The following is a 19559-nucleotide window of genomic DNA, read 5'->3' as shown; positions in this document are numbered from 1 at the left end:
AGTTTAGTTTTTTAAAACGGAACTTTAAATAATTTTTTACGTTGTTTTTTCGCAGCTTTTTTCGCTGATTTTTTGAGCTTCTTTTCATTAATTTTCTTCAGATATAAAACACTTTTATCATAATCAATCAAAGCCTTGCCACTTTCTAAAATATCAGCCCCGATAATACCATCAACCTCTGTAGCATCGTGTTGAATTAACGCCGTATTTACATGCACCAAATCAAACAAAACCAAGTTAGATTTTGTGGTTTTCCACTTCCCTATTTTCAACACATTATTTTCTGAAACTCGAGTTTCCATATCAATTGCGCCTGCTCCTGCTGCTTTCACTTCGCTTTCTTCCGATACCAATTTAAAACGATTTACCAAATCTAAACCGACACACGAATTTGAAGCGCCTGTATCTAAAATAAACGTTCCTTTTATGCCGTTTATTTTTGCAGTTAATTCTAAGTGATTCGTTTCTTTTTTGCGGAGTTTTATTTTTGAATACTTCTTTTTCTTTAATATCTTCTTCAAACTTGCCATTTCTCGTACTTTTGTGGTTTTGCTAATTGTAAATATACATAAATGATTACCGATACACACACCCATTTATATTCCGAAGAATTTGACCAAGACAGAACCGAAATGATACAGCGTGCAAAAGATGCAGGCGTTTCTCGTTTTTTTATTCCTGCGATTGACAGTTCATCCACAGAAAGAATGTTCGATTTAGAAAAAAACTTCCCGAACGATGTTTTTTTAATGATGGGTTTACATCCAACCTATGTAAAAGAAAATTATAAAGAAGAACTAGCACACGTAAAAAAATGGATAGACAAACGTCCTTTTTATGCCATCGGTGAAATCGGGATTGATTTATACTGGGATAAAACCTTTGTAACCCAACAACAGGAAGCTTTTAGAACACAAATTCAGTGGGCAAAAGAGAAAAAATTACCGATTGTAATTCATTGCCGAGATGCTTTTGATGAAGTTTTTGAAGTATTAGAAGCTGAAAAAAGCAATGATTTATTCGGGATTTTTCATTGTTTCACAGGAACTTTAGAACAAGCAAAACTAGCCATTTCGTATAATATGAAATTAGGAATTGGCGGAGTTGCAACTTTTAAAAAGGGTAAAATTGATAAATTTTTAAATGAAATCGACATAAAAGATATTGTTTTAGAAACCGATTCTCCATATTTAGCACCAACACCTTACCGAGGAAAACGTAACGAAAGTTCGTACATAACCAATGTTGTTGATAAATTAGTAGACATTTATGGGTTAACTTTTGATGAAGTTTCAGAAATTACAACTCAAAATTCTAAAGATATTTTTAGTGTCTAACACACAAATCACATATTACAAAACTCCCATAGGAACTGCCAAAATTGTTGGCAACCAAAACGGAATTCAATCGGTTTCAGTTGTAGATGAACAAATTAATTCTTCAACTGAAATTCCGATTTATTTACAAAAATGTGTTACCCAATTATCCGAATATTTTGCAGGAACACGAACAACTTTTGATTTAAAATTAAATCCGCAAGGAACAGATTTTCAACAAAAAGTTTGGGCAGAATTATTAAATATTCCGTTCGGAAAAAGCACCACTTATTTACAGCAATCAAAACAATTAGGAAACTCGAAAGCAATACGAGCAGTTGCATCGGCAAACGGAAAAAATCCTATTTGGATATTAATTCCATGTCATCGAGTTATCGGTTCAGACGGTTCATTAACAGGCTATGCTGGCGGTTTATGGCGTAAAAAATGGCTTCTAGAACACGAAAGTGATTATAAACAGCAAAGCTTATTTTAATATTTGAAGCTATTTCCCGCTTTCAGCACTCGCTCTTTTTTGAAGAAAAATCAAAAAAGGAGCTCAAACAATTGCTTCAATCGGGGCTAGGAAATAGTTGCTTCAAAGCAAATAAACGTCATGCTGAATTTATTTCAGCATCGCATCAACAGGAGAAATACGGCAAATAAAGATGCGAACCTCAAAAAAATTAGCGAAAATCCGTGAAATTCGCGTCTCAACCCACTAATTCAAATTTCGTTTTTCAGCAAAAAATTTCTTCAATAAAAAACCACATTCCTCCTCTAAAACCCCCGATATAACTTTAGTTTTAGGATGTAACTTGGTTTGTAAAACAGAAAAACCTAATTTTGGCTCACTAGCTCCGTACACAATCTTACCAATTTGTGCCCAATAACTTGCGCCTGCACACATCTGACAAGGCTCTAAAGTAACATACAAAATACATTCTTTTAAATATTTTCCGCCTAAAAAATCAGATGCAGCCGTAAAAGCTTGCATTTCTGCATGTGCTGTTACATCGGTTAACATTTCTGTTAAATTATGCGCACGGGCAATTATTTTATCTTTAAAAACAATAACAGCACCCACAGGAACTTCGCCTTTATCGAAAGCTGTTTGAGCTTCTTGTAAAGCTTGTTTCATAAAATAAGTATCATCAAAAGGATTTATTTCCATGGTATTCGTAGCGTTTTTAACAAAAGTAGCTCAAATTAGTTATTTTTACCAAAAATTACGATTTTGATTTCTATAAACACTACTCCAAATAAAAAAGTCTATTTTGCTTCCGATCAGCATTTGGGTGCGCCAACTCCTGAAAACAGTTTTCCTAGAGAACAAAAATTTTTACGTTGGTTAAACGAAGTGAAACAAGATGCCGAAGCTATTTTTTTATTAGGCGATTTATTTGATTTTTGGTTTGAATATAAAACCGTTGTTCCTAAAGGATTTGTGCGTATTTTAGGGAAACTTGCCGAAATTAAAGACAGCGGAATTCCTATTTATTTTTTTGTAGGAAATCATGATTTATGGATGGTCGATTATTTTGAAAAAGAATTAAACATTCCTGTATATCATAAACCGCAAGTGTTTAACATCAACGGAAAAACAGTTTTTATTGGGCATGGCGATGGTTTAGGACCGCACGATAAAGGCTATAAACGAATGAAAAAAGTGTTTACTTTTCCCATGTTTAAATTTATGTTTAAATGGTTGCATCCTGATATTGGCGTTCGTATTGGGCAATATATGTCGGTTAAAAATAAAATGATTTCTGGTGATGATGATGCCAAATTTTTAGGCAACGACAAAGAATGGCTAGTGCAATATTGCAAGCGTAAACTTGAAACAAAACATTACGATTATTTTGTTTTCGGACACCGTCATCTTCCGTTAGAAATTGATGTATCTAAAAAAGTATCCGAAGAAACATCCGAAGAAAAAAGTATGTATATAAATACAGGCGATTGGGTTAAATATTTTACTTACGCTGTTTTTGAACATGAAAAATTATCGTTAAAAGAATATAAATAAGACTATCGTAAAAAGCAAAAAAGCACCTTTTTTAAAGGTGCTTTTTACATATATATAAAATCTTAATTTAAATAAGTTCTAAAACTTGAAAGTTACGCCTGCTTTAAAAATTGTTCCGCTAAATCCAAACTGATTTACTTCCCAAGGATATTTAAAACGACCGCCTAAATTTGTTACAACATCGCCTTTTGTGTCAATAGTGTCTGGGTAAATGTTGAATAAATTATTTACTTGTGCTGTTAATGAAATTACTTTAGAAAACTCATATCCTAAAGATAAATCGGTTAAAACTTTACCACCAAAGGTTTGGTCTTTTTGAGCATCTGAAGCGTGTTGCCAAGTTACTTCGCCAAAATACGTGTTGTTTATGGTGGCATTAAATTTATCTAATTTATAATTTGTTCCAAAAGAAACTTTCGTGTTTGGTCGGGCGCTAATAATTCTTGATTGCTCTTTTCTATTAAAAATAGCCGTTTTATAATTTGATAATTTAGTCGGTGTTTTTACTTCGCCTTCTAATTTGGTTTTATTCACGTTTAAAGCTAAATTTAAAGCTAATTTCCCTGAGGCAAAATCAATATTTTTATAACGCATCGTGTAATCAAAACCTGAAGTTTCGGTTGATGCCGCGTTGATAAAAAATTTGATACTTGTTACTTTATTATCTTCTAAAACTTTTTGTACTGCTGCATTTGGGTTTCCGTTGTCATCTTTTCCGCCAATTTCTCCTGAAAAAACAACTCTGTCTGCTACTTTAACATTGTAATAATCTAACGAAATAGTGAAATCTTTAGCTGCTTTTACTGTTAAACCTGCCGAAATACTTTTAGAAGTTTCTGCAAATAATGAAGCAACGCCTAAGTCTTTAATTACAGAACTTACATTGTTAAAAGTTCCTTGGTTAGAAATTTTTCCATCAGAAATTAAGGTTTGTACATTGCTTAAATATACTTGGTGTAATGAGGGCGCTCTAAATCCTGTTCCGTAAGATGCTCGTAAAACGATTGCGCTTCCTAATTTATATCTTGAGTTCACTTTCCAAGAAGTGTTTCCGCCAAAATCTGAATAATCTTCATAACGAACGGCTCCTCCAATTAAAAAATCATCTGAAATATCCCAGTCTAAAGTAGTGTATCCGCCAATATTTGTTCTTGTTTCGCTTAAAGCATTGCTTGGTTGTAATCCTGGAAAAGATTGTGCGCCACTTTTATAATAAGAAGCTTCTTCTCCTTGAATAACTTCAAATTTTTCTTGACGACCTTCAAATCCAAAGCCTACACTTACAGTTCCAAATGAACGGCTTACGTCAAAATTTCCAATAATATTGCTAAAAGCATAGGCTCCTGCATCAAAAGAAGTAGGGCTTTTTGCGCCTAAATCGACATTAATGGTGTTTCCGATGGTGTAATCTACCGAGTTTTTACCGTAACTCGCACTTGCATCGGCATTAAATTCGCCTAACTTAAATTTGCTTCCTGCGGTAAGTAAAACATCTTGAATTCCTGTTTCAAAAGTAGGTTGAAAACCTGTGTATGTTTTTCCTTTTGGTGTTAATAAACCAAAATCGTTGGTAATCCAATATGGCGGACGATACAAAGCAAAACTTGTTCCTTGCCTAGCGTTAAAACCTCCAAAAGCATATAATTTGGTATTTTCATTTAAAGGATATTCGGCATTTAAAAAAATTGCCGCTTTTTTCATTTCTGCCTGTCCGATAGTCATTCCTAAAGCAGGATTGTCTTTTGTCCATTGATTATTTACTTCAAATAAATCATCTTTTCCTGGTTCGCCAGCTCTGTTTGTTTTATCTTGATAACTCAAATCAAGCGACGCATTTACAAAACCGCCTTCACCAAAAGTAAACGTATGATTTGCATCTAAGGAAGCATTTGCTCCATCGGCTTTACTGGTTATTCCTGACGTAAAATTTACCTGTGTAAATTTGATGTTTTTCTTTAAAATAATATTGATAACTCCCGCAACCGCATCTGAACCGTATTGTGCCGATGCGCCATCTCGTAAAACCTCTACTCGTTCAATGGCTGTAGTTGGAATACTTTTCATATCTACCCCAACTTCACCTTTTCCAGGCGTATCGTTTACATACACCAAAGCACTTTGATTTTTACGTTTTCCGTTTACTAAAACCAAGGTTCTACTTGGTCCTAAACCTCTTAAATCGGCTGGATCAAAATGGGCTGTTCCATCTGAAACGGTTTGGCTACTCGCATTATAAGACGGAATTGCATACATTAACATTTGGTCAATATTTGTTTGCCCTGTTGCTTGTAATTCTCGTACACTTACATTATCGATTGGTACAGCTGAATCTAAAATTGTTCGTGGTTTTGAACGATTTCCTGTTAAAATAATTTCATTTAAAACATTTCCTTCTTTTAAAATAACTGTTATATAGGTATTTTTAGTGATTTTTTTGGTTAACGTGGTAAATCCTACCGATGAAAAAACCAAGCTAATAGGCATTTTTTCGACATCTAATGAAAATTCTCCTTGCTCATTAGTACTTACTCCGTTTACGGTGTCTTGTTTTAAAACGCTTACAAAAGGAATTCCAAATCCACTTTGATCAACCACCTTTCCTTTAATCGTTTGTCCAATAATTGATGCTATAGAAGTAAAAAACATCAATAAAAAACAACTGAAAATTTGTAGTTTTTGTGCTTTTAAATAGCGTGGTAACGTAATTCTTTTATTCATATTAAAAAAGTTAATTTTTTCACAATAATACTATTTTTTTAAGATAAACAACTACAAAAATTTATTTATCTGTTTTAAAATTAATAATTATACAACATCTGTATAGTTTTTAGCTTTAACCATATTTTAACAGCTATTATTTCCTTATTATTGTAGCTTTGTTTCATAAATTATAATCATATTTCAATTACTATGGATGTAGATGTAAGAGCTATTAATGAAAAAGTAGCAAGAGAAAGTGCTTTTGTTGACATATTAACAAACGAAATGAACAAAGTAATCGTTGGTCAAAAACATATGATTGATCGCTTACTTATCGGACTTCTTGGAAATGGACATATTTTACTAGAAGGAGTTCCTGGTCTTGCAAAAACACTCGCTATCAATACGTTATCAAAAGCCGTACAAGGTAGTTTTAGTCGTGTACAGTTTACGCCCGATTTATTACCCGCAGATATTGTCGGTACCATGATTTACAACGTAAAAGAAAATGATTTCACTATCAAAAAAGGTCCTATTTTTGCGAACTTCGTACTTGCCGATGAAATTAACCGTGCGCCCGCAAAAGTGCAATCGGCATTATTAGAGGCAATGCAAGAACGTCAAATTACCATTGGAGATACTACCTTTAAATTACAAGAACCATTCCTTGTAATGGCAACGCAAAACCCCGTAGAACAAGAAGGAACATATCCACTTCCCGAAGCACAAATGGACCGTTTTATGCTAAAAACAGTAATTGATTATCCAAAGCTTGAAGACGAACAAATAATTATGCGTCAGAACTTAAACGGAACTTTTGGAACCGTAAATCCTGTAATTTCTCTCGAAGAAATTATAAAAGCTAGAGAGATTGTCAACGAAGTATATATGGATGAAAAAATTGAAAAATATATTCTTGACATTGTATTTGCAACCCGTTATCCTGAAAGATATAATTTAGAAAAATTAAAACCATTAATTAGTTTTGGAGCGTCGCCTCGTGGAAGTATTAACTTAGCTAAAGCAGCAAAATGTTACGCTTTTATCAAAAGAAGAGGCTATGTAATACCCGAAGATGTTCGAGCAATTGTAAATGATGTATTACGTCATAGAATCGGAATTACCTACGAAGCAGAAGCTGAAAATATTACATCACTTGATATTATTGCATCGATAATTAATGAAGTACAAGTGCCTTAATTTTATGGTTTTATCAAATTAAATCCTTAAAAAAGACACCGAAACATACGAAAAATAGAATAGACACGATGGACACGAAAGAATTGTTAAAAAAAGTTCGTAAAATAGAAATAAAAACACGTCGTTTGTCAAATCATATTTTTGGCGGAGAATATCATTCCACCTTCAAAGGACGTGGAATGACCTTTTCCGAAGTGCGAAAATATCAATACGGAGACGATGTAAAAGCCATTGATTGGAATGTAACCGCACGCTATAATGAACCACATATCAAAGTTTTTGAAGAAGAAAGAGAACTAACAATGATGCTTTTAGTTGATGTTTCTGGCTCAGAATCTTTCGGTACTTCGCATCAATTTAAAAAAGATACCCTAACAGAAATAGCTGCAACACTCGCCTTTTCTGCCATTCAAAATAATGATAATGTTGGGTTAATCCTGTTTTCTGATAAAATGGAACTTTATATTCCACCCAAAAAAGGAAAAAGCCACGTTTTAAGAATTATTAGAGAATTAATCGAATTTAAACCCGAAAGTAAACAAACAAATATTCAAGAAGCTTTAAAATTTTTATCCAACGTAATCAAAAAGAAAGCTATTGTTTTTGTGCTTTCTGATTTCTTAGATGATACGTATCAAAAAACACTGAAATTAGTGGGAAATAAACACGACCTAACAGGAATTCGTGTGTACGATAAACATGATGCCGAAATTCCTAATCTAGGAATGGTGCCCATGACAGACGCCGAAACTGGCGAAACTTTTTTAGTGAATACAAGTGCTAAATCAGTACGAAATCAATACAAAGCAAACGCTTTACGATTGGCAGATTATTTTGAAACATCCTTTAAAAAAAGCGGTGCAGGAACTATCAATACTCGAGTTGATGAAAATTATGTCAAAAAATTATTAGGCTATTTTAAACAAAAATAAAATTGCCTATTTTAAATTGATAACATCAAAATACTATCTTAAATAATATGATTGCGTAAAATGAAAACTAAAATATCAAAATTATTTTATATATTCTTACTGATTTATAATGTTGCCATTGCACAATCCAACAAAATATACGTTGAAATTGATACCACAAACATCCGTATTGGTGAACAATTTCAATATAAAATTTCAGTCAATGAAACAGAAAATGTTATCATCCCGAAACTAGAAAACTTAAAAGGACTCGAAATTGTTGATTCTGTAAAAATAACGAATATCAATAATAAACTAGTCAAAAAATATATTTTAACAGGTTTTGATAGCGGTGCTTTTTACATTCCACAACAACAAATTTTCATTAAAAATCAAGCCTATTTAACCGATAGTCTGCTTGTTAATGTCGCTACAATTGCTGTCGATACTACAAAAATTAAAAAATTTCCGATAAAAAGTATCCTAAAAGAACCGTATCAATATAATGATTTTAAACACTATATCTGGTGGGCAATTATTGCCTTACTTTTAATCGCAAGTAGTATTTATTATTTTAGAAGTAGAAAGAAAAAAATACTTCCTGAAGAAAATTATCAGCCTGAAATTCCTGCCTATCAAGAAGCCGTTCAAAAATTACACGAACTAGATGAAAAATTATTATGGCAAAATAATCAAACTAAAAAATATTATAGCGAATTAACCGAAATCGTACGAAACTATATCGAAAAAGAATTGAAAATTCCAGCGCTAGAAGTAACTACAAACGAATTAATCAGCGTTTTAAATGATTTTAAAAATATCAACTCAATTCAAACCGATGATAAAACCATTCATACATTAAAAAAATTATTAGAAGAATCTGATTTAGTGAAATTTGCAAAATCGAAACCTATTGCACACCAAATTGAACAAGACCGAAAAGATGCTGAAAATATCATCGATAATTTAAAACCTAAAAAAGAAATCGCAGAAGAAGATGTGGAATAATTTTGAATTTTATAGTCCTGAATTTTTATGGTTGCTACTATTAATACCGTTGTTCGCTTTTTGGAATTTCTATACTCGAAAAAAAGATACCGCACAATTAACGATATCTAGCGTAAAAGGTTTTAAAGTAAATACTCAAATTTTACCCAAATTAAAACCGCTTTTATATGTACTGCGATTAACCGCTTTAACGTGTTTGATTATCGCTTTGGCAAGACCAAGAAATGTAGCTGTGAGCAAAAAAACAAAATCAAATAAAGGAATTGATATTGTCATGGCAATCGATGTATCGGCAAGTATGTTGGCAAAAGACCTCAAACCAAACCGATTAGAAGCGCTGAAAAAAGTAGCTATCGAATTTGTAAATAGCCGACCAAATGACCGAATAGGAATTGTCGCTTATGCTGGAGAAAGCTTTACCAAAACACCCATTACCAGTGATAAATCAATCATAAAAAGAACACTTTCTGAAATCAAATGGGGACAATTAGAAGGTGGAACAGCCATCGGAATGGGACTCGGATCAGCTGTAAATCGACTCAAAGAAAGCAACGCAAAAAGTAAAGTAATCATTCTTTTAACCGATGGCGTAAATAATGCAGGATTTGTAGATCCAAAAACAGCCACAGAACTCGCTAAAGGAAACAACATAAAAGTATATACTATCGGAATTGGAACCAACGGAATGGCACCGTTTCCTTGGGCTAAAGACCCAAGAACTGGAGAAATTTCTTTTAGAAATCAACAAGTAGAAATTGATGAAAAATTACTCAAACACATCGCCAAACAAACCGATGGAAAGTATTTTAGAGCAACCGATAACGCTAAACTAAAAGCAATTTATAGCGAAATTGATAAACTAGAAAAAACAAAAATAGAAGAATTTAAATACTATAATTATACCGAAAAATATCGACTATTAGTACTAATCGCAGGTGTACTTTTACTACTCGAATTCCTATTGAAAAATACCCTATTTAAAAGTTTTATATAAAATGTTATATCAACTAGAAGAACCTATATATTTTTACCTTTTTGCAAGTATTCCTCTGATAATTATTACTTTTTTATCAGCTTTATGGTGGAAAAAACAAACGCAAAAAAAATTTACAAACGCTAAAATGTTAGCGAAAATAGCACCAAACTCTTCTAACTTTAAAGCTGTTTTAAAATTGATTTTTTTACTCGTTGGAATCTCTTTTTTAATTATCTCATTAGTAAATCCAAAAATGGGAACAAAACTAAAAACCGTAAAAAGAGAAGGCGTAGATGTCGTCTTTGCCTTAGATGTTTCCAAAAGTATGCTCGCTGAAGATATTGCCCCAAATAGATTGGAAAAATCAAAACAAATTATTGATAAAATTATCGATAAACTTGGAAGTGATAGAGTCGGAATTATTGTATATGCTGGAAATGCATATCCATTATTACCAATTACAACCGACCATGCAGCCGCTAAAATGTTTTTACAAAATGCCAATCCTGATATGGTTTCAAGCCAAGGAACAGCAATTAATCAAGCATTAAATTTAGCCAAAACATACTACAATAACGACGAACAAACAAACCGATTTTTAATTATAATTTCTGATGGAGAAGATCATCAAGAAGAAACAAAACAAATTGCCCAAAATATTGCAAATGATGGCGTGAAAATATATACCATCGGGGTTGGAACTCAAAAAGGAGCGCCAATTCCTATCAAAGTAAATGGCTCGCTTATCGGATATAAAAAAGATAACAAAGAACAAACTGTTATCACAAAACGAAATGAAGACGTTTTAAAAGGAATCGCAAGCGCTTCCAATGGAAAATATATAGACGGAAACAGAACCGAAAACCCTGTGAAAGCTATCGAAAAAATTATAACAAACGCTCAAAAAAGTGAATTTGAAACCAAACAATTTTCCGATTATAAAGACCAATTTCAATGGTTTTTAGCAATTGGATTGCTATTTTTAAGTATCGATTTATTCTTGCTTGAAAGAAAAACAAAATGGATCAAAAAAGCAGATTTATTTAACGAAAAAGAAACCTAGAAGCTAGTTTATCAAAATGAAAACATTCAAAAATATTCTATTAATCAGCTTATTTCTGGTATCTGTAAAAATAACAGCGCAAATAGATACCCTGAAATTACAACGAGAAGCCAGAACTTTATTGCGTCAAGGAAATAAATTATACAACAAAGAAAAATTCGAACAAGCAAGCATTCTATATCGAAAAGCCTTAGACAAAAATAGTAACTACAAAAAAGCAAGTTACAATTTTGGGAATACACTCTATCAACAAAAAAAATATAAAGAAGCTGTAACCCAATTTGAAATCACCACAAAAACAGCTTCCGATAAATTTGAAAAAGCAAACGCATATCATAATATCGGAAATGCAATGCTCGAACAAAAACAATATCAACAAGCCGTAAATGCCTACAAAAATGCCTTGCGTAAAAATCCAAAAGATGATGAAACAAGGTATAATTTAGCCGTCGCTCAAAAAAATCTTAAAAAAGAACAACAAAATAAAGATAAAAAAGACGATAAAAATAATAAGAAAGATAATAAGAAAAACGGCGATCAAGACAAAAAAGACGACCAAAAAAATAAAGATAAAAAAGACAGCGATAAAAATAAAAAAGACGATAAAAAAAATCAGGATAAAAAAGACGACCAAAAAAGCGACGACAAAAAAGAAAATCCAGAAAATCAAGATAAAAAAGACCAAAAATCAAAACCAAATCAAGCAAAAATGTCGCCAGAACAAATGAAACAATTACTCGAAAGCTTGAACAATGAAGAGAAAAAAACACAAAAGAAAATGAACGCCAAAAAAGCAAAAGGAAGAAAAATAAAACAAGAAAAAGATTGGTAATACACCTATTACACTATATATTTCTGATTTTAAACACTTACTAATTTTACATTTTTTGAAAATAAATATGAAGTTAAAATTATACATCCTACTACTGCTATGCTGTTTTATAACACACACAATTAATGCACAAGACACACAAAAAAATGTTTTGAAAGCAAGTGTGAGTAAAAATAAATTAGGCGTGAATCAGCGATTAAGACTCGATTTTTCAATCAGTAAACAAGGTGCTGATAATTTTAAACCACCCAATTTTAAAAATTTTAAAATCGTAGGAGGACCAAGTCAATCGGTAAGTCAATCCTGGATTAACGGAAAACGAAGCTTTAATAAAACATATACCTATATTATTCAGCCCAAAAAAGAAGGTGAATTTAATATTCCAGCAGCAAGTATTGAAATTGATGGCGAAATAATTCAATCAAAACCCATCAAAATTATTGTGCTAAAAGCAAGTGCTATTCCTAAAAATCCGAATGATCCAAATTATATTGCACAACAAAATATTCATTTAGTTGCTCAAATATCAAAATCACAACCCTATGTTGGTGAAGCAATTTATGTAGAATATCGCCTGTATTTTAGCCAAAATGTAGGAATTTATGACAATGCAATTACACAAAATCCGCAGTATAATGGCTTCTGGAATCAAGAAATTAAAACCAATAATCCTGAAGTAAAAATAGGACTATATAATGGCGAAAATTATCGATATGCAACATTACATAAAGCACTTTTAGTCCCAACAAAAGAAGGTCGCTTAACAATTGATCCAATGAAAATGGATATTATTGTAGCCGTTCCAACAGGACGTGCAGACTTTTTTGGAAACGTAATCACCAAACAAATTCAACGAGAATTTTCATCCGCTAAAAAAACAATACAAGCAAAATCATTGCCTATTGCCAATAAACCTGAAAGTTTTACAGGAGCTGTCGGGACATTCTCCTTTGATATTGCACTGAATAAAAATACCCTAAAAGCAAACGAATCCGCAGAAATAAATGTAACCGTTAGCGGAAATGGAAATCTCAAATTATTTGAAATCCCAGAAATAATAACACCCAAAGAACTTGAAGTATATCAACCTGAAAGAAAAGAAAATGTGCGCATCACCGCTAACGGATTAACAGGAAAAATTACCGATAAATATACCGTAGTTCCTGAATATAAAGGAAAATATAAAATCCCTAAAACAAGTTTTTCTTACTTTAACCCTAAAGAAAAAACCTATAAAACAATTACCACAAAAGATATTTTTGTCGACGTTTTAGAAGGGAAAACCCTAGCAATTTCTGAAAAATCAAGCAATAATCTAAAAAAAGAAGTTCAAATTATAGGCGATGATTTTAAATATATTCAAACTTCTACAAACTTTCAAACAATAAAAAATAAAAACTTTTTTAAATCTTTTTGGTTTTATGTATTGCTGTTATTGCCGATTATAAGTATGCCTATCGCTATTTTTATCAGCAAGAAAAAAGAAAAACAATTACAAGATTTTTCAGGAAATAAACAACGTAAAGCCGATAGATTAGCTAAAAAATATTTATCCGAAGCAAAAAAAGAACTCGGAAACAAAGAAACCTTTTATGAAGCACTGGAAAATGCTTTGCACAACTTCTTAAAAGCCAAATTAAAAATTGAAACATCTGATATTAATAATGATAAAATAACAACATTACTTCAAGAAAAAAAAGTGGATACAGCCACAATTCAACGCTTTACAACTGTTTTAACAGATTGTGATTTTGCACGATATACGCCAATCACAAACCTACAAATGACCGAAGAATACGAAAAAGCAATAGAAATTATTACCCTATTAGACAAGCAATTAAGCAATCAAAATAATAAATAAATAATAAGTTATGATGAAACAATTTAGCGTATTATTATTGTTTTTAATAACAAATATTCTGCTAGCACAAACTGCTGAAGAACTTTTTATTAACGCAAATAATTCCTATAAAAAAGGCAATTATACAGAGGCTATAAAATTATATCAAGATATCGAAAAAACACAAAATGTATCGGCAGATGTATATTTTAACCTCGCAAACGCCTACTACAAATTGCATAAAGTCGCACCCGCAATTTATAATTATGAAAAAGCATTGCAGTTAAATCCGCTACATCAAGATGCACAAAATAATTTAAGTATCGCAAAAAAACTCACCTTAGATAGAATTGAAAAATTACCAAGTTCTTTAAGCCAAAAAATAAATGAAAATTTCTTGCAAAAATTTAACTATAATACTTGGGCATTCTTCACAATTATCTTTTCTTTTTTAATGGCGATGCTTTTTTTAGGATATTATTTTTCTGGAAATCCGACTAAAAAAAAGCTATTTTTTACTAGTAGCATCATTTCTTTTTTACTGTTGATTAGTTGTTTACTTATTACATATCAGCAATATAATCAAACCAAAAACATGCTGGAAGCTATTATTTTTTCAGAAAAAATTGACGTTAAAAATGCACCTACACAGGATGCCGAACAATTATTTATATTGCATGAAGGAACAAAAGTTCAAATTTTAGATACCGTAGATTCTTGGAATAAAATTAAACTAGCAGACGGAAAAACTGGTTGGGTAGTAGCCCAAAAAATAAAACAATTATAACATAAAAAACAAGATAAAAGATAACATAAAAAGTTTAAATTTCGGTATTTTAGCAATCCTAGTGTAGGGCAATGACAAAACAATTAAAACACAATTATTTTAACTATTTTCTTTTCGTATTTTTAATACTTAAAGGTGTTTCTTGTATTGCCAATAACTTACAGATACTAGATAATACCTTTGAAAATTCTCTCGAAAATTCTCTTACCGATTCTCAATTAAAGATTAATAATACGGATCCTAAAGAGAAACTAAGACATCAAAATCAAGAAGAAAACCAAAATAAAAGTAACGATAAAAATGACAATAAGTCTGAAAATCAACTCGAGAATCAATTAGAAAATGAACTTGAAAAAGAATTAGACGAACATCAAGAAATTAATCAAATTTTAGTTACAAACTATCATTTTTATCAAAATAAAGCAAGCAATAATTATAGTGCCATCTTCAAAAAATATAGTATTCAATACTTGGAACTTACTACACAGCCTCCCGAATTTCTATAAAATTTTATATTTTACAAGTATCTAATTTTCTTATATTTACCCTTATATAAGCAATCTATTTTGTGCAGGTTGCAAACATTTTAAAATCTTTTTTTAGCTTATTTTTTTAAAGCTTTAAAAAAGATAAAACAATTTATTACATTTAACTTATGAAAAAATTATTCTCAAATTTTAAAGGAGATTTATTTGGTGGTATTACTGCTGGAATTGTAGCCCTTCCATTAGCGTTAGCATTCGGGGTTTCTTCTGGTTTAGGACCAAGTGCTGGTTTATATGGAGCTATTTTTATTTCATTTTTTGCCGCACTATTTGGAGGTACTGATACTCAAATTTCAGGACCAACAGCTCCTATGACTGCTGTAAGTATGATTATTATTGCTGGTATTATCGCTAGTAATGATGGAGATGTATCCAAAGCATTACCCGCTATTTTAACCGTATTTTTGCTTGCAGGATTGTTTCAAATCGCCTTAGGAGTTTTAGGACTCGGTAAATATATTCGCTATATTCCATATCCCGTAGTTTCTGGTTTTATGACCGCTATTGGAGTTATCATTTTAGTAACACAAATTTTACCAGCAGTTGGTTATTATGCGAAAGAAGATACTCAATTCGTCGCGCAATTTAAACCACAAGCCGAAGAATTAATCTTAAAAAACATCTTAAAAGATGAAGCTGGTCAAGGTATTTTGGTACTAGAAAACTTTAAAGAAACCATTAATCGATCTGAAAAAACAACACAAGCTGATATTTTAAAGGAAAGTAAAACCCTTGCAGGAAAAGAAGCTTCAGGAGTTTTAGGAACGATAAAAGTATTACCAAGAGCTTTAGAAAATATTAATTGGCTAGAGTTAATCCTCGCTTTAGGAACTATTTTTATAATCTACGGATTTAAAAAAATTACCACAGCAGTACCAAGTACACTTGTTGCTTTAGTCGTGATGACAGGTATTGCCTTAGGTTTTGGTTTAAATTATCGTCCTATTGAAGAAATTCCTGGAGGATTTCCAATTCCAAATTTAGGAATTTTTACTAGTTTTAGTTTATCAAGCATAACTCCTTATATTTTTACGGCATTAACATTATCATTATTAGGAGCGATTGATTCCTTATTAACATCGGTAGTTGCCGATAATATGACCAAAACAAAACATAAACCAAATAAAGAATTGATTGGTCAGGGAATTGGAAATAGTATTGCTGCTATTTTTGGAGGACTTCCTGGAGCTGGAGCTACAATTCGTACGGTTGTAAATATCAATTCTGGCGGTAAAACTAAGTTATCGGGGATGGTTGCTGGTGTAATGTTATTAGTTGTTTTATTAGGATTAGGTCCTATTGCTTCTATGATTCCTGCGGCAGTATTAGCGGGTATTTTAATTACCGTCGGTATCGGAGTGATGGATTACAAAGGTTTAAAAGCAATTCCTTTTTTACCTCGTGATGCTAAAATAGGTCCTTTTAAAATTAGCTCAGAAGTAATTATTATGCTTGTTGTTATGTTACTTTCTACTTTTTGGAACTTAGTATATGCGGTTGGAATAGGTTTAATTATCGCTTCTTTAATGTTTATGAAAAAAATTGGTGATTTAACTTCAGAACGTTCTGATGTAAAATCATTAAATGAAGAAGTTTGGGAAGATGAAATAAATTTCCCTCAAAATTTAAAGGAAGAAGTTTTTATCAAACATATTAAAGGGCCATTATTTTTTGGTTCTACCAGTAATTTTCAAGCACTTTCATTGCAAATTCCAGATACAGCTTCAACAGTAATTATGCGTTTAGGGAGAATGCAATATATGGATCAATCAGGATTGTACGCTATGGAAGATATGTTACAAGATTTAAAAACTAAAAATATAGATGTTTTATTTGTGAATCTACTAGAACAACCAAAATACATGATGGAAAGAATTGATATCATTCCTGATTTCATTCCACGAGAGCACATATTTACATCATTTGATTCGTGTGTAAGATGGGTAAAAGAAAATATAAAAGATGAATTTAAAAACTAAAAAATATGCCATACAGAAATAAAGCAATAACCAAAGATGCTCAAGATAAATTAACACCAATGATTGTGTTACAAGATTTTATTGAGGGTAATTCTCGTTTTATAAGAGATGAAGTTCATAGCATTGACCATAAAGCATTAATCACTCAAACCACAGATAGTCAGCATCCTAAAGCTATTGTTCTTTCTTGTATTGATTCTCGAGTTCCTGTTGAGTTAATTTTTGATCAGACTATTGGTGATATTTTTGTAGCTAGAGTTGCTGGAAATTTTGAGAACACGGATATTTTAGGAAGTATGGAATATTCTTGTAAAGTTGCAGGAAGTAAGTTAGTTTTTGTGTTAGGACATGAAAGTTGTGGAGCTGTAAAGGCGGCGTGTGATCATGTTGAGTTAGGTAATATTACCTCGATGTTATCGAATATTCAGCCGGCAGTTAAAAAGTCTGAGTCTGAAATTTCAGGAGAATATAATTCATCTAATACTGAATTTTTGAATAAAACGATTGAAAACAATGTAAAATTAACTATTGATCGAATTAGAGAAAAGAGTCCTATTTTAAAAGAAATGGAGCAAAACGGCGAAATTAAGATTGTTGGTGGCGTTTATCATATTAGCAGTGGAAAAGTAAGTATGTTATAATATACTTGCTATTAAAATTATTTCCCCTAAACAATTACATTATTGTTTAGGGGTTTTTTGTTTTATAGGATTATTTTGTAGGATACAAGAATAGTTTATTTTTTATTTGAAGCTATTACCTGCTTTCCGCACTCGCTTTTTTTTGAAGAAAAATCAAAAAAAGAGCTCAAACAATTGCTTCAATCAGGGCTAAGTCTATTTATTTAGTTTCGGTAAATTCATAAATTAGTTTTTATTTATGAAATCCAGTCACGGATCAAGTAGCAGAAAACTTGGAGATAAAGTATGGTATTATATTTTTATAATTCTAAGAGCCTGTTTAGAAATTAAATAAACTGTCAGTTCGAGTGATTTTTTTCCTTAAAAAAATTGTATCGAGAACTTTTTTAGTATAAAATTAATCAACGTAAAAGAATAACTACGGCAAATCAGGATGCAAACCTGAAATAAATTCAAGTTGACGAATGCGATTTCTTATTTTTAAGCAAAAAAAAATAAAAAGAGATTGGATTTTAATAGTAAAAGGCACTCGAATAACCAACGAGTTTGCCGATTTTTTAAAAGATATCTCTTAATATAAATGCCGTAAGCGCTAGTAAATTCGGGGATTATTATAAGTTTAACGGAAAAAGACTACAATATCTTTACAAAAATAAACTAAGTGATTTTAAAAGTTGACATCAAAAAAAAACATGCCGAAGATTGGTTATTGTTTGGTAAAAATCTAGGTAATTATTTGAGTTTAGATGAAACAAGTGTATCTAATGGAGAACTTTATACGATTCTAACGAATAAATCAGCAAAGGGAAAAAAAGGATCTATTATAGCGATTGTTAAAGGAATATGGTCAAGGAAGTTACAGTGGATATGGCTGGTGCAATGAATTTAATCGCCAAAAAAAGCTTTCCTAAAACGGAAATAGTAACCGATAGATTTCATATTGAAAAGCTTGCTTCTGAAGCGATACAAGAAGTTCGAATTCGTTTAAGATGAGAAATTATCGATGTAGAAAATGAGGCAATTTCAAAATTAAAAAACACAAGTACTATTTACAAACCTGAAATTCTTGAAAATGGCGAAACCAAGCGTCAGCTACTAGCGAGAAGCAGGTTTACACTTTTTAAATCACAAGAAAAGTGGACGAAGAATTAAAAAGAAAGAGCTGTTATTTTATTTGAATTATATCCCGAGATAAAAAAAGCATACGATTTATCGCAGGGTTTAAAATCTGTGTTTGAAACCAGAACAGGGAAAGATGTCGCTAGAACAAAATTAGCGCTTTGGTATAATAAAGGATCAAGCATAATTATTATTGAGAAAAAAAGGGGAGAAAATTAAAAAAAGTAAGGCACAAAAAAAACCTCAATCTATAAAGATTGAGGTTTCAAAGAAAGGCAACGACCTACTCTCCCACCATTGGCAGTACCATCGGCGCAAATGGGCTTAACTTCTCTGTTCGGGATGGAAAGAGGTGAGCCCCATTGCGATAATCACCTTAAAATGTTTCAGTATATTTCAACTGTATAAGTTAACATATTGGTAAAAATTATATCGTAAATAATCAAAAGAGTTGGTGCTTGCGCTCTTTCGAGCGCAAGACTTCTACATAAGCCTATGGGTTATTAGTACTACTTGGCTATGACATTACTGCCTTTACACCTATAGCCTATCAACGTGGTAATCTTCCACAACCCTTTAAAGAAATCTCATCTTGTGGTGGGTTTCGCGCTTA

The 19559-nt window shown here is 31.7% G+C and carries 18 protein-coding genes and 2 rRNA genes; 15 read left to right on the top strand and 5 right to left on the bottom strand.

Features of this window, described 5'->3' with window-relative positions; all coding sequences use genetic code 11:
* Positions 1–11: 11 nt before the first annotated feature.
* Positions 12–530, bottom strand: coding sequence for a retropepsin-like aspartic protease (locus L0U72_RS00100; protein ID WP_317206232.1), 519 nt, complete (start codon positions 528–530; stop codon positions 12–14).
* Positions 531–572: 42 nt separating this feature from the next.
* Between L0U72_RS00100 and L0U72_RS00095 the strand changes: the two genes are divergently transcribed.
* Both L0U72_RS00095 and L0U72_RS00090 read left to right on the top strand, forming a co-directional pair.
* Positions 573–1337, top strand: coding sequence for a TatD family hydrolase (locus L0U72_RS00095; protein WP_233898083.1), 765 nt, complete (start codon positions 573–575; stop codon positions 1335–1337).
* A complete protein-coding gene (locus L0U72_RS00090) occupies positions 1330–1812 on the top strand; it encodes a methylated-DNA--[protein]-cysteine S-methyltransferase (RefSeq protein WP_233898082.1) in 483 nt (160 codons plus the stop codon). Before L0U72_RS00095 ends, L0U72_RS00090 begins: the two co-directional genes overlap by 8 nt.
* Before the next feature lie 225 nt (positions 1813–2037).
* On the opposite strand, the gene L0U72_RS00085 is transcribed toward L0U72_RS00090, so the two are convergent.
* Positions 2038–2490 carry a nucleoside deaminase gene (locus tag L0U72_RS00085; protein ID WP_233898081.1) on the bottom strand — a complete coding sequence of 151 codons (453 nt, stop codon included), beginning with the start codon at positions 2488–2490 and terminating at the stop codon, positions 2038–2040.
* Positions 2491–2553: 63 nt separating this feature from the next.
* Between L0U72_RS00085 and L0U72_RS00080 the strand changes: the two genes are divergently transcribed.
* Positions 2554–3345, top strand: a complete 792-nt coding sequence (locus L0U72_RS00080; protein WP_233898080.1) for a UDP-2,3-diacylglucosamine diphosphatase — start codon at positions 2554–2556, stop codon at positions 3343–3345.
* A gap of 78 nt (positions 3346–3423) precedes the next feature.
* Here L0U72_RS00080 and L0U72_RS00075 read toward each other — a convergent pair whose 3' ends face one another.
* Complete coding sequence (locus tag L0U72_RS00075; RefSeq protein ID WP_233885469.1) at positions 3424–6063, bottom strand: TonB-dependent receptor; 2640 nt, start codon at positions 6061–6063, stop codon at positions 3424–3426.
* Between the two features lie 192 nt (positions 6064–6255).
* On the opposite strand from L0U72_RS00075, the gene L0U72_RS00070 reads away from it, so the two are divergent.
* The 12 genes from L0U72_RS00070 (at position 6256) to L0U72_RS00015 (ending at position 18820) form a co-directional block, all read left to right on the top strand.
* Positions 6256–7245, top strand: a complete 990-nt coding sequence (locus tag L0U72_RS00070; protein ID WP_101918205.1) for an AAA family ATPase — start codon at positions 6256–6258, stop codon at positions 7243–7245.
* 68 nt (positions 7246–7313) lie between these two features.
* The gene (locus L0U72_RS00065; protein ID WP_233885472.1) at positions 7314–8177 is read left to right on the top strand and encodes a DUF58 domain-containing protein; all 864 of its coding nucleotides are present in this window, start codon (positions 7314–7316) and stop codon (positions 8175–8177) included.
* A 60-nt stretch (positions 8178–8237) separates the two neighbouring features.
* Entirely contained in the window at positions 8238–9164 is a 927-nt protein-coding gene (locus L0U72_RS00060) for a BatD family protein (RefSeq protein ID WP_233898079.1), read from the top strand.
* A complete protein-coding gene (locus L0U72_RS00055; protein WP_233898078.1) occupies positions 9154–10158 on the top strand; it encodes a vWA domain-containing protein in 1005 nt (334 codons plus the stop codon). The genes L0U72_RS00060 and L0U72_RS00055 overlap by 11 nt, the downstream gene beginning before the upstream one ends.
* Before the next feature lies 1 nt (position 10159).
* On the top strand, positions 10160–11203 hold the full coding sequence (locus tag L0U72_RS00050) for a VWA domain-containing protein (protein WP_233898077.1): 1044 nt from the start codon (positions 10160–10162) through the stop codon (positions 11201–11203).
* A 16-nt stretch (positions 11204–11219) separates the two neighbouring features.
* Entirely contained in the window at positions 11220–12035 is an 816-nt protein-coding gene (locus tag L0U72_RS00045; RefSeq protein ID WP_233898076.1) for a tetratricopeptide repeat protein, read from the top strand.
* Between the two features lie 67 nt (positions 12036–12102).
* On the top strand, positions 12103–13896 hold the full coding sequence (locus tag L0U72_RS00040) for a BatD family protein (RefSeq protein WP_233898075.1): 1794 nt from the start codon (positions 12103–12105) through the stop codon (positions 13894–13896).
* Between the two features lie 10 nt (positions 13897–13906).
* Complete coding sequence (locus L0U72_RS00035) at positions 13907–14662, top strand: tetratricopeptide repeat protein (protein WP_233898074.1); 756 nt, start codon at positions 13907–13909, stop codon at positions 14660–14662.
* Between the two features lie 71 nt (positions 14663–14733).
* The gene (locus L0U72_RS00030; protein ID WP_233898073.1) at positions 14734–15168 is read left to right on the top strand and encodes a hypothetical protein; all 435 of its coding nucleotides are present in this window, start codon (positions 14734–14736) and stop codon (positions 15166–15168) included.
* Positions 15169–15317: 149 nt separating this feature from the next.
* Positions 15318–17186 (top strand): SulP family inorganic anion transporter, encoded by a 1869-nt coding sequence (locus L0U72_RS00025; RefSeq protein WP_233898072.1) that lies wholly within the window; start codon positions 15318–15320, stop codon positions 17184–17186.
* A 5-nt stretch (positions 17187–17191) separates the two neighbouring features.
* Complete coding sequence (locus L0U72_RS00020; RefSeq protein WP_101918234.1) at positions 17192–17827, top strand: carbonic anhydrase family protein; 636 nt, start codon at positions 17192–17194, stop codon at positions 17825–17827.
* An 843-nt stretch (positions 17828–18670) separates the two neighbouring features.
* Positions 18671–18820 carry a transposase gene (locus tag L0U72_RS00015; protein WP_233898071.1) on the top strand — a complete coding sequence of 50 codons (150 nt, stop codon included), beginning with the start codon at positions 18671–18673 and terminating at the stop codon, positions 18818–18820.
* 396 nt (positions 18821–19216) lie between these two features.
* Here the strand turns inward: L0U72_RS00015 and rrf are convergent.
* Both rrf and L0U72_RS00005 read right to left on the bottom strand, forming a co-directional pair.
* Positions 19217–19325 (bottom strand): 5S ribosomal RNA (gene rrf / locus L0U72_RS00010).
* A 104-nt stretch (positions 19326–19429) separates the two neighbouring features.
* Positions 19430–19559, bottom strand: a 23S ribosomal RNA gene (locus tag L0U72_RS00005); the annotation flags it as partial.

Origin of the sequence: Tenacibaculum piscium (assembly GCF_021390755.1) — a bacterium.
GTDB lineage: Bacteria > Bacteroidota > Bacteroidia > Flavobacteriales > Flavobacteriaceae > Polaribacter > Polaribacter piscius.
Note: the sequence above shows the minus strand (reverse complement) of the source record. Positions and strands in the feature narration are given on the sequence as shown.

What these genes read in the sequence shown, in the direction of transcription:
- L0U72_RS00100 (WP_317206232.1), bottom strand. Translation starts at nt 530, where the DNA reads ATGGCAAGTTTGAAGAAGATATTAAAGAAAAAGAAGTATTCAAAAATA.
- L0U72_RS00095 (WP_233898083.1), top strand. Translation starts at nt 573, where the DNA reads ATGATTACCGATACACACACCCATTTATATTCCGAAGAATTTGACCAA.
- L0U72_RS00085 (WP_233898081.1), bottom strand. Translation starts at nt 2,490, where the DNA reads ATGGAAATAAATCCTTTTGATGATACTTATTTTATGAAACAAGCTTTA.
- L0U72_RS00075 (WP_233885469.1), bottom strand. Translation starts at nt 6,063, where the DNA reads ATGAATAAAAGAATTACGTTACCACGCTATTTAAAAGCACAAAAACTA.
- L0U72_RS00070 (WP_101918205.1), top strand. Translation starts at nt 6,256, where the DNA reads ATGGATGTAGATGTAAGAGCTATTAATGAAAAAGTAGCAAGAGAAAGT.
- L0U72_RS00065 (WP_233885472.1), top strand. Translation starts at nt 7,314, where the DNA reads ATGGACACGAAAGAATTGTTAAAAAAAGTTCGTAAAATAGAAATAAAA.
- L0U72_RS00060 (WP_233898079.1), top strand. Translation starts at nt 8,238, where the DNA reads ATGAAAACTAAAATATCAAAATTATTTTATATATTCTTACTGATTTAT.
- L0U72_RS00055 (WP_233898078.1), top strand. Translation starts at nt 9,154, where the DNA reads ATGTGGAATAATTTTGAATTTTATAGTCCTGAATTTTTATGGTTGCTA.
- L0U72_RS00050 (WP_233898077.1), top strand. Translation starts at nt 10,160, where the DNA reads ATGTTATATCAACTAGAAGAACCTATATATTTTTACCTTTTTGCAAGT.
- L0U72_RS00045 (WP_233898076.1), top strand. Translation starts at nt 11,220, where the DNA reads ATGAAAACATTCAAAAATATTCTATTAATCAGCTTATTTCTGGTATCT.
- L0U72_RS00040 (WP_233898075.1), top strand. Translation starts at nt 12,103, where the DNA reads ATGAAGTTAAAATTATACATCCTACTACTGCTATGCTGTTTTATAACA.
- L0U72_RS00035 (WP_233898074.1), top strand. Translation starts at nt 13,907, where the DNA reads ATGATGAAACAATTTAGCGTATTATTATTGTTTTTAATAACAAATATT.
- L0U72_RS00030 (WP_233898073.1), top strand. Translation starts at nt 14,734, where the DNA reads ATGACAAAACAATTAAAACACAATTATTTTAACTATTTTCTTTTCGTA.
- L0U72_RS00025 (WP_233898072.1), top strand. Translation starts at nt 15,318, where the DNA reads ATGAAAAAATTATTCTCAAATTTTAAAGGAGATTTATTTGGTGGTATT.
- L0U72_RS00020 (WP_101918234.1), top strand. Translation starts at nt 17,192, where the DNA reads ATGCCATACAGAAATAAAGCAATAACCAAAGATGCTCAAGATAAATTA.
- L0U72_RS00015 (WP_233898071.1), top strand. Translation starts at nt 18,671, where the DNA reads ATGGTCAAGGAAGTTACAGTGGATATGGCTGGTGCAATGAATTTAATC.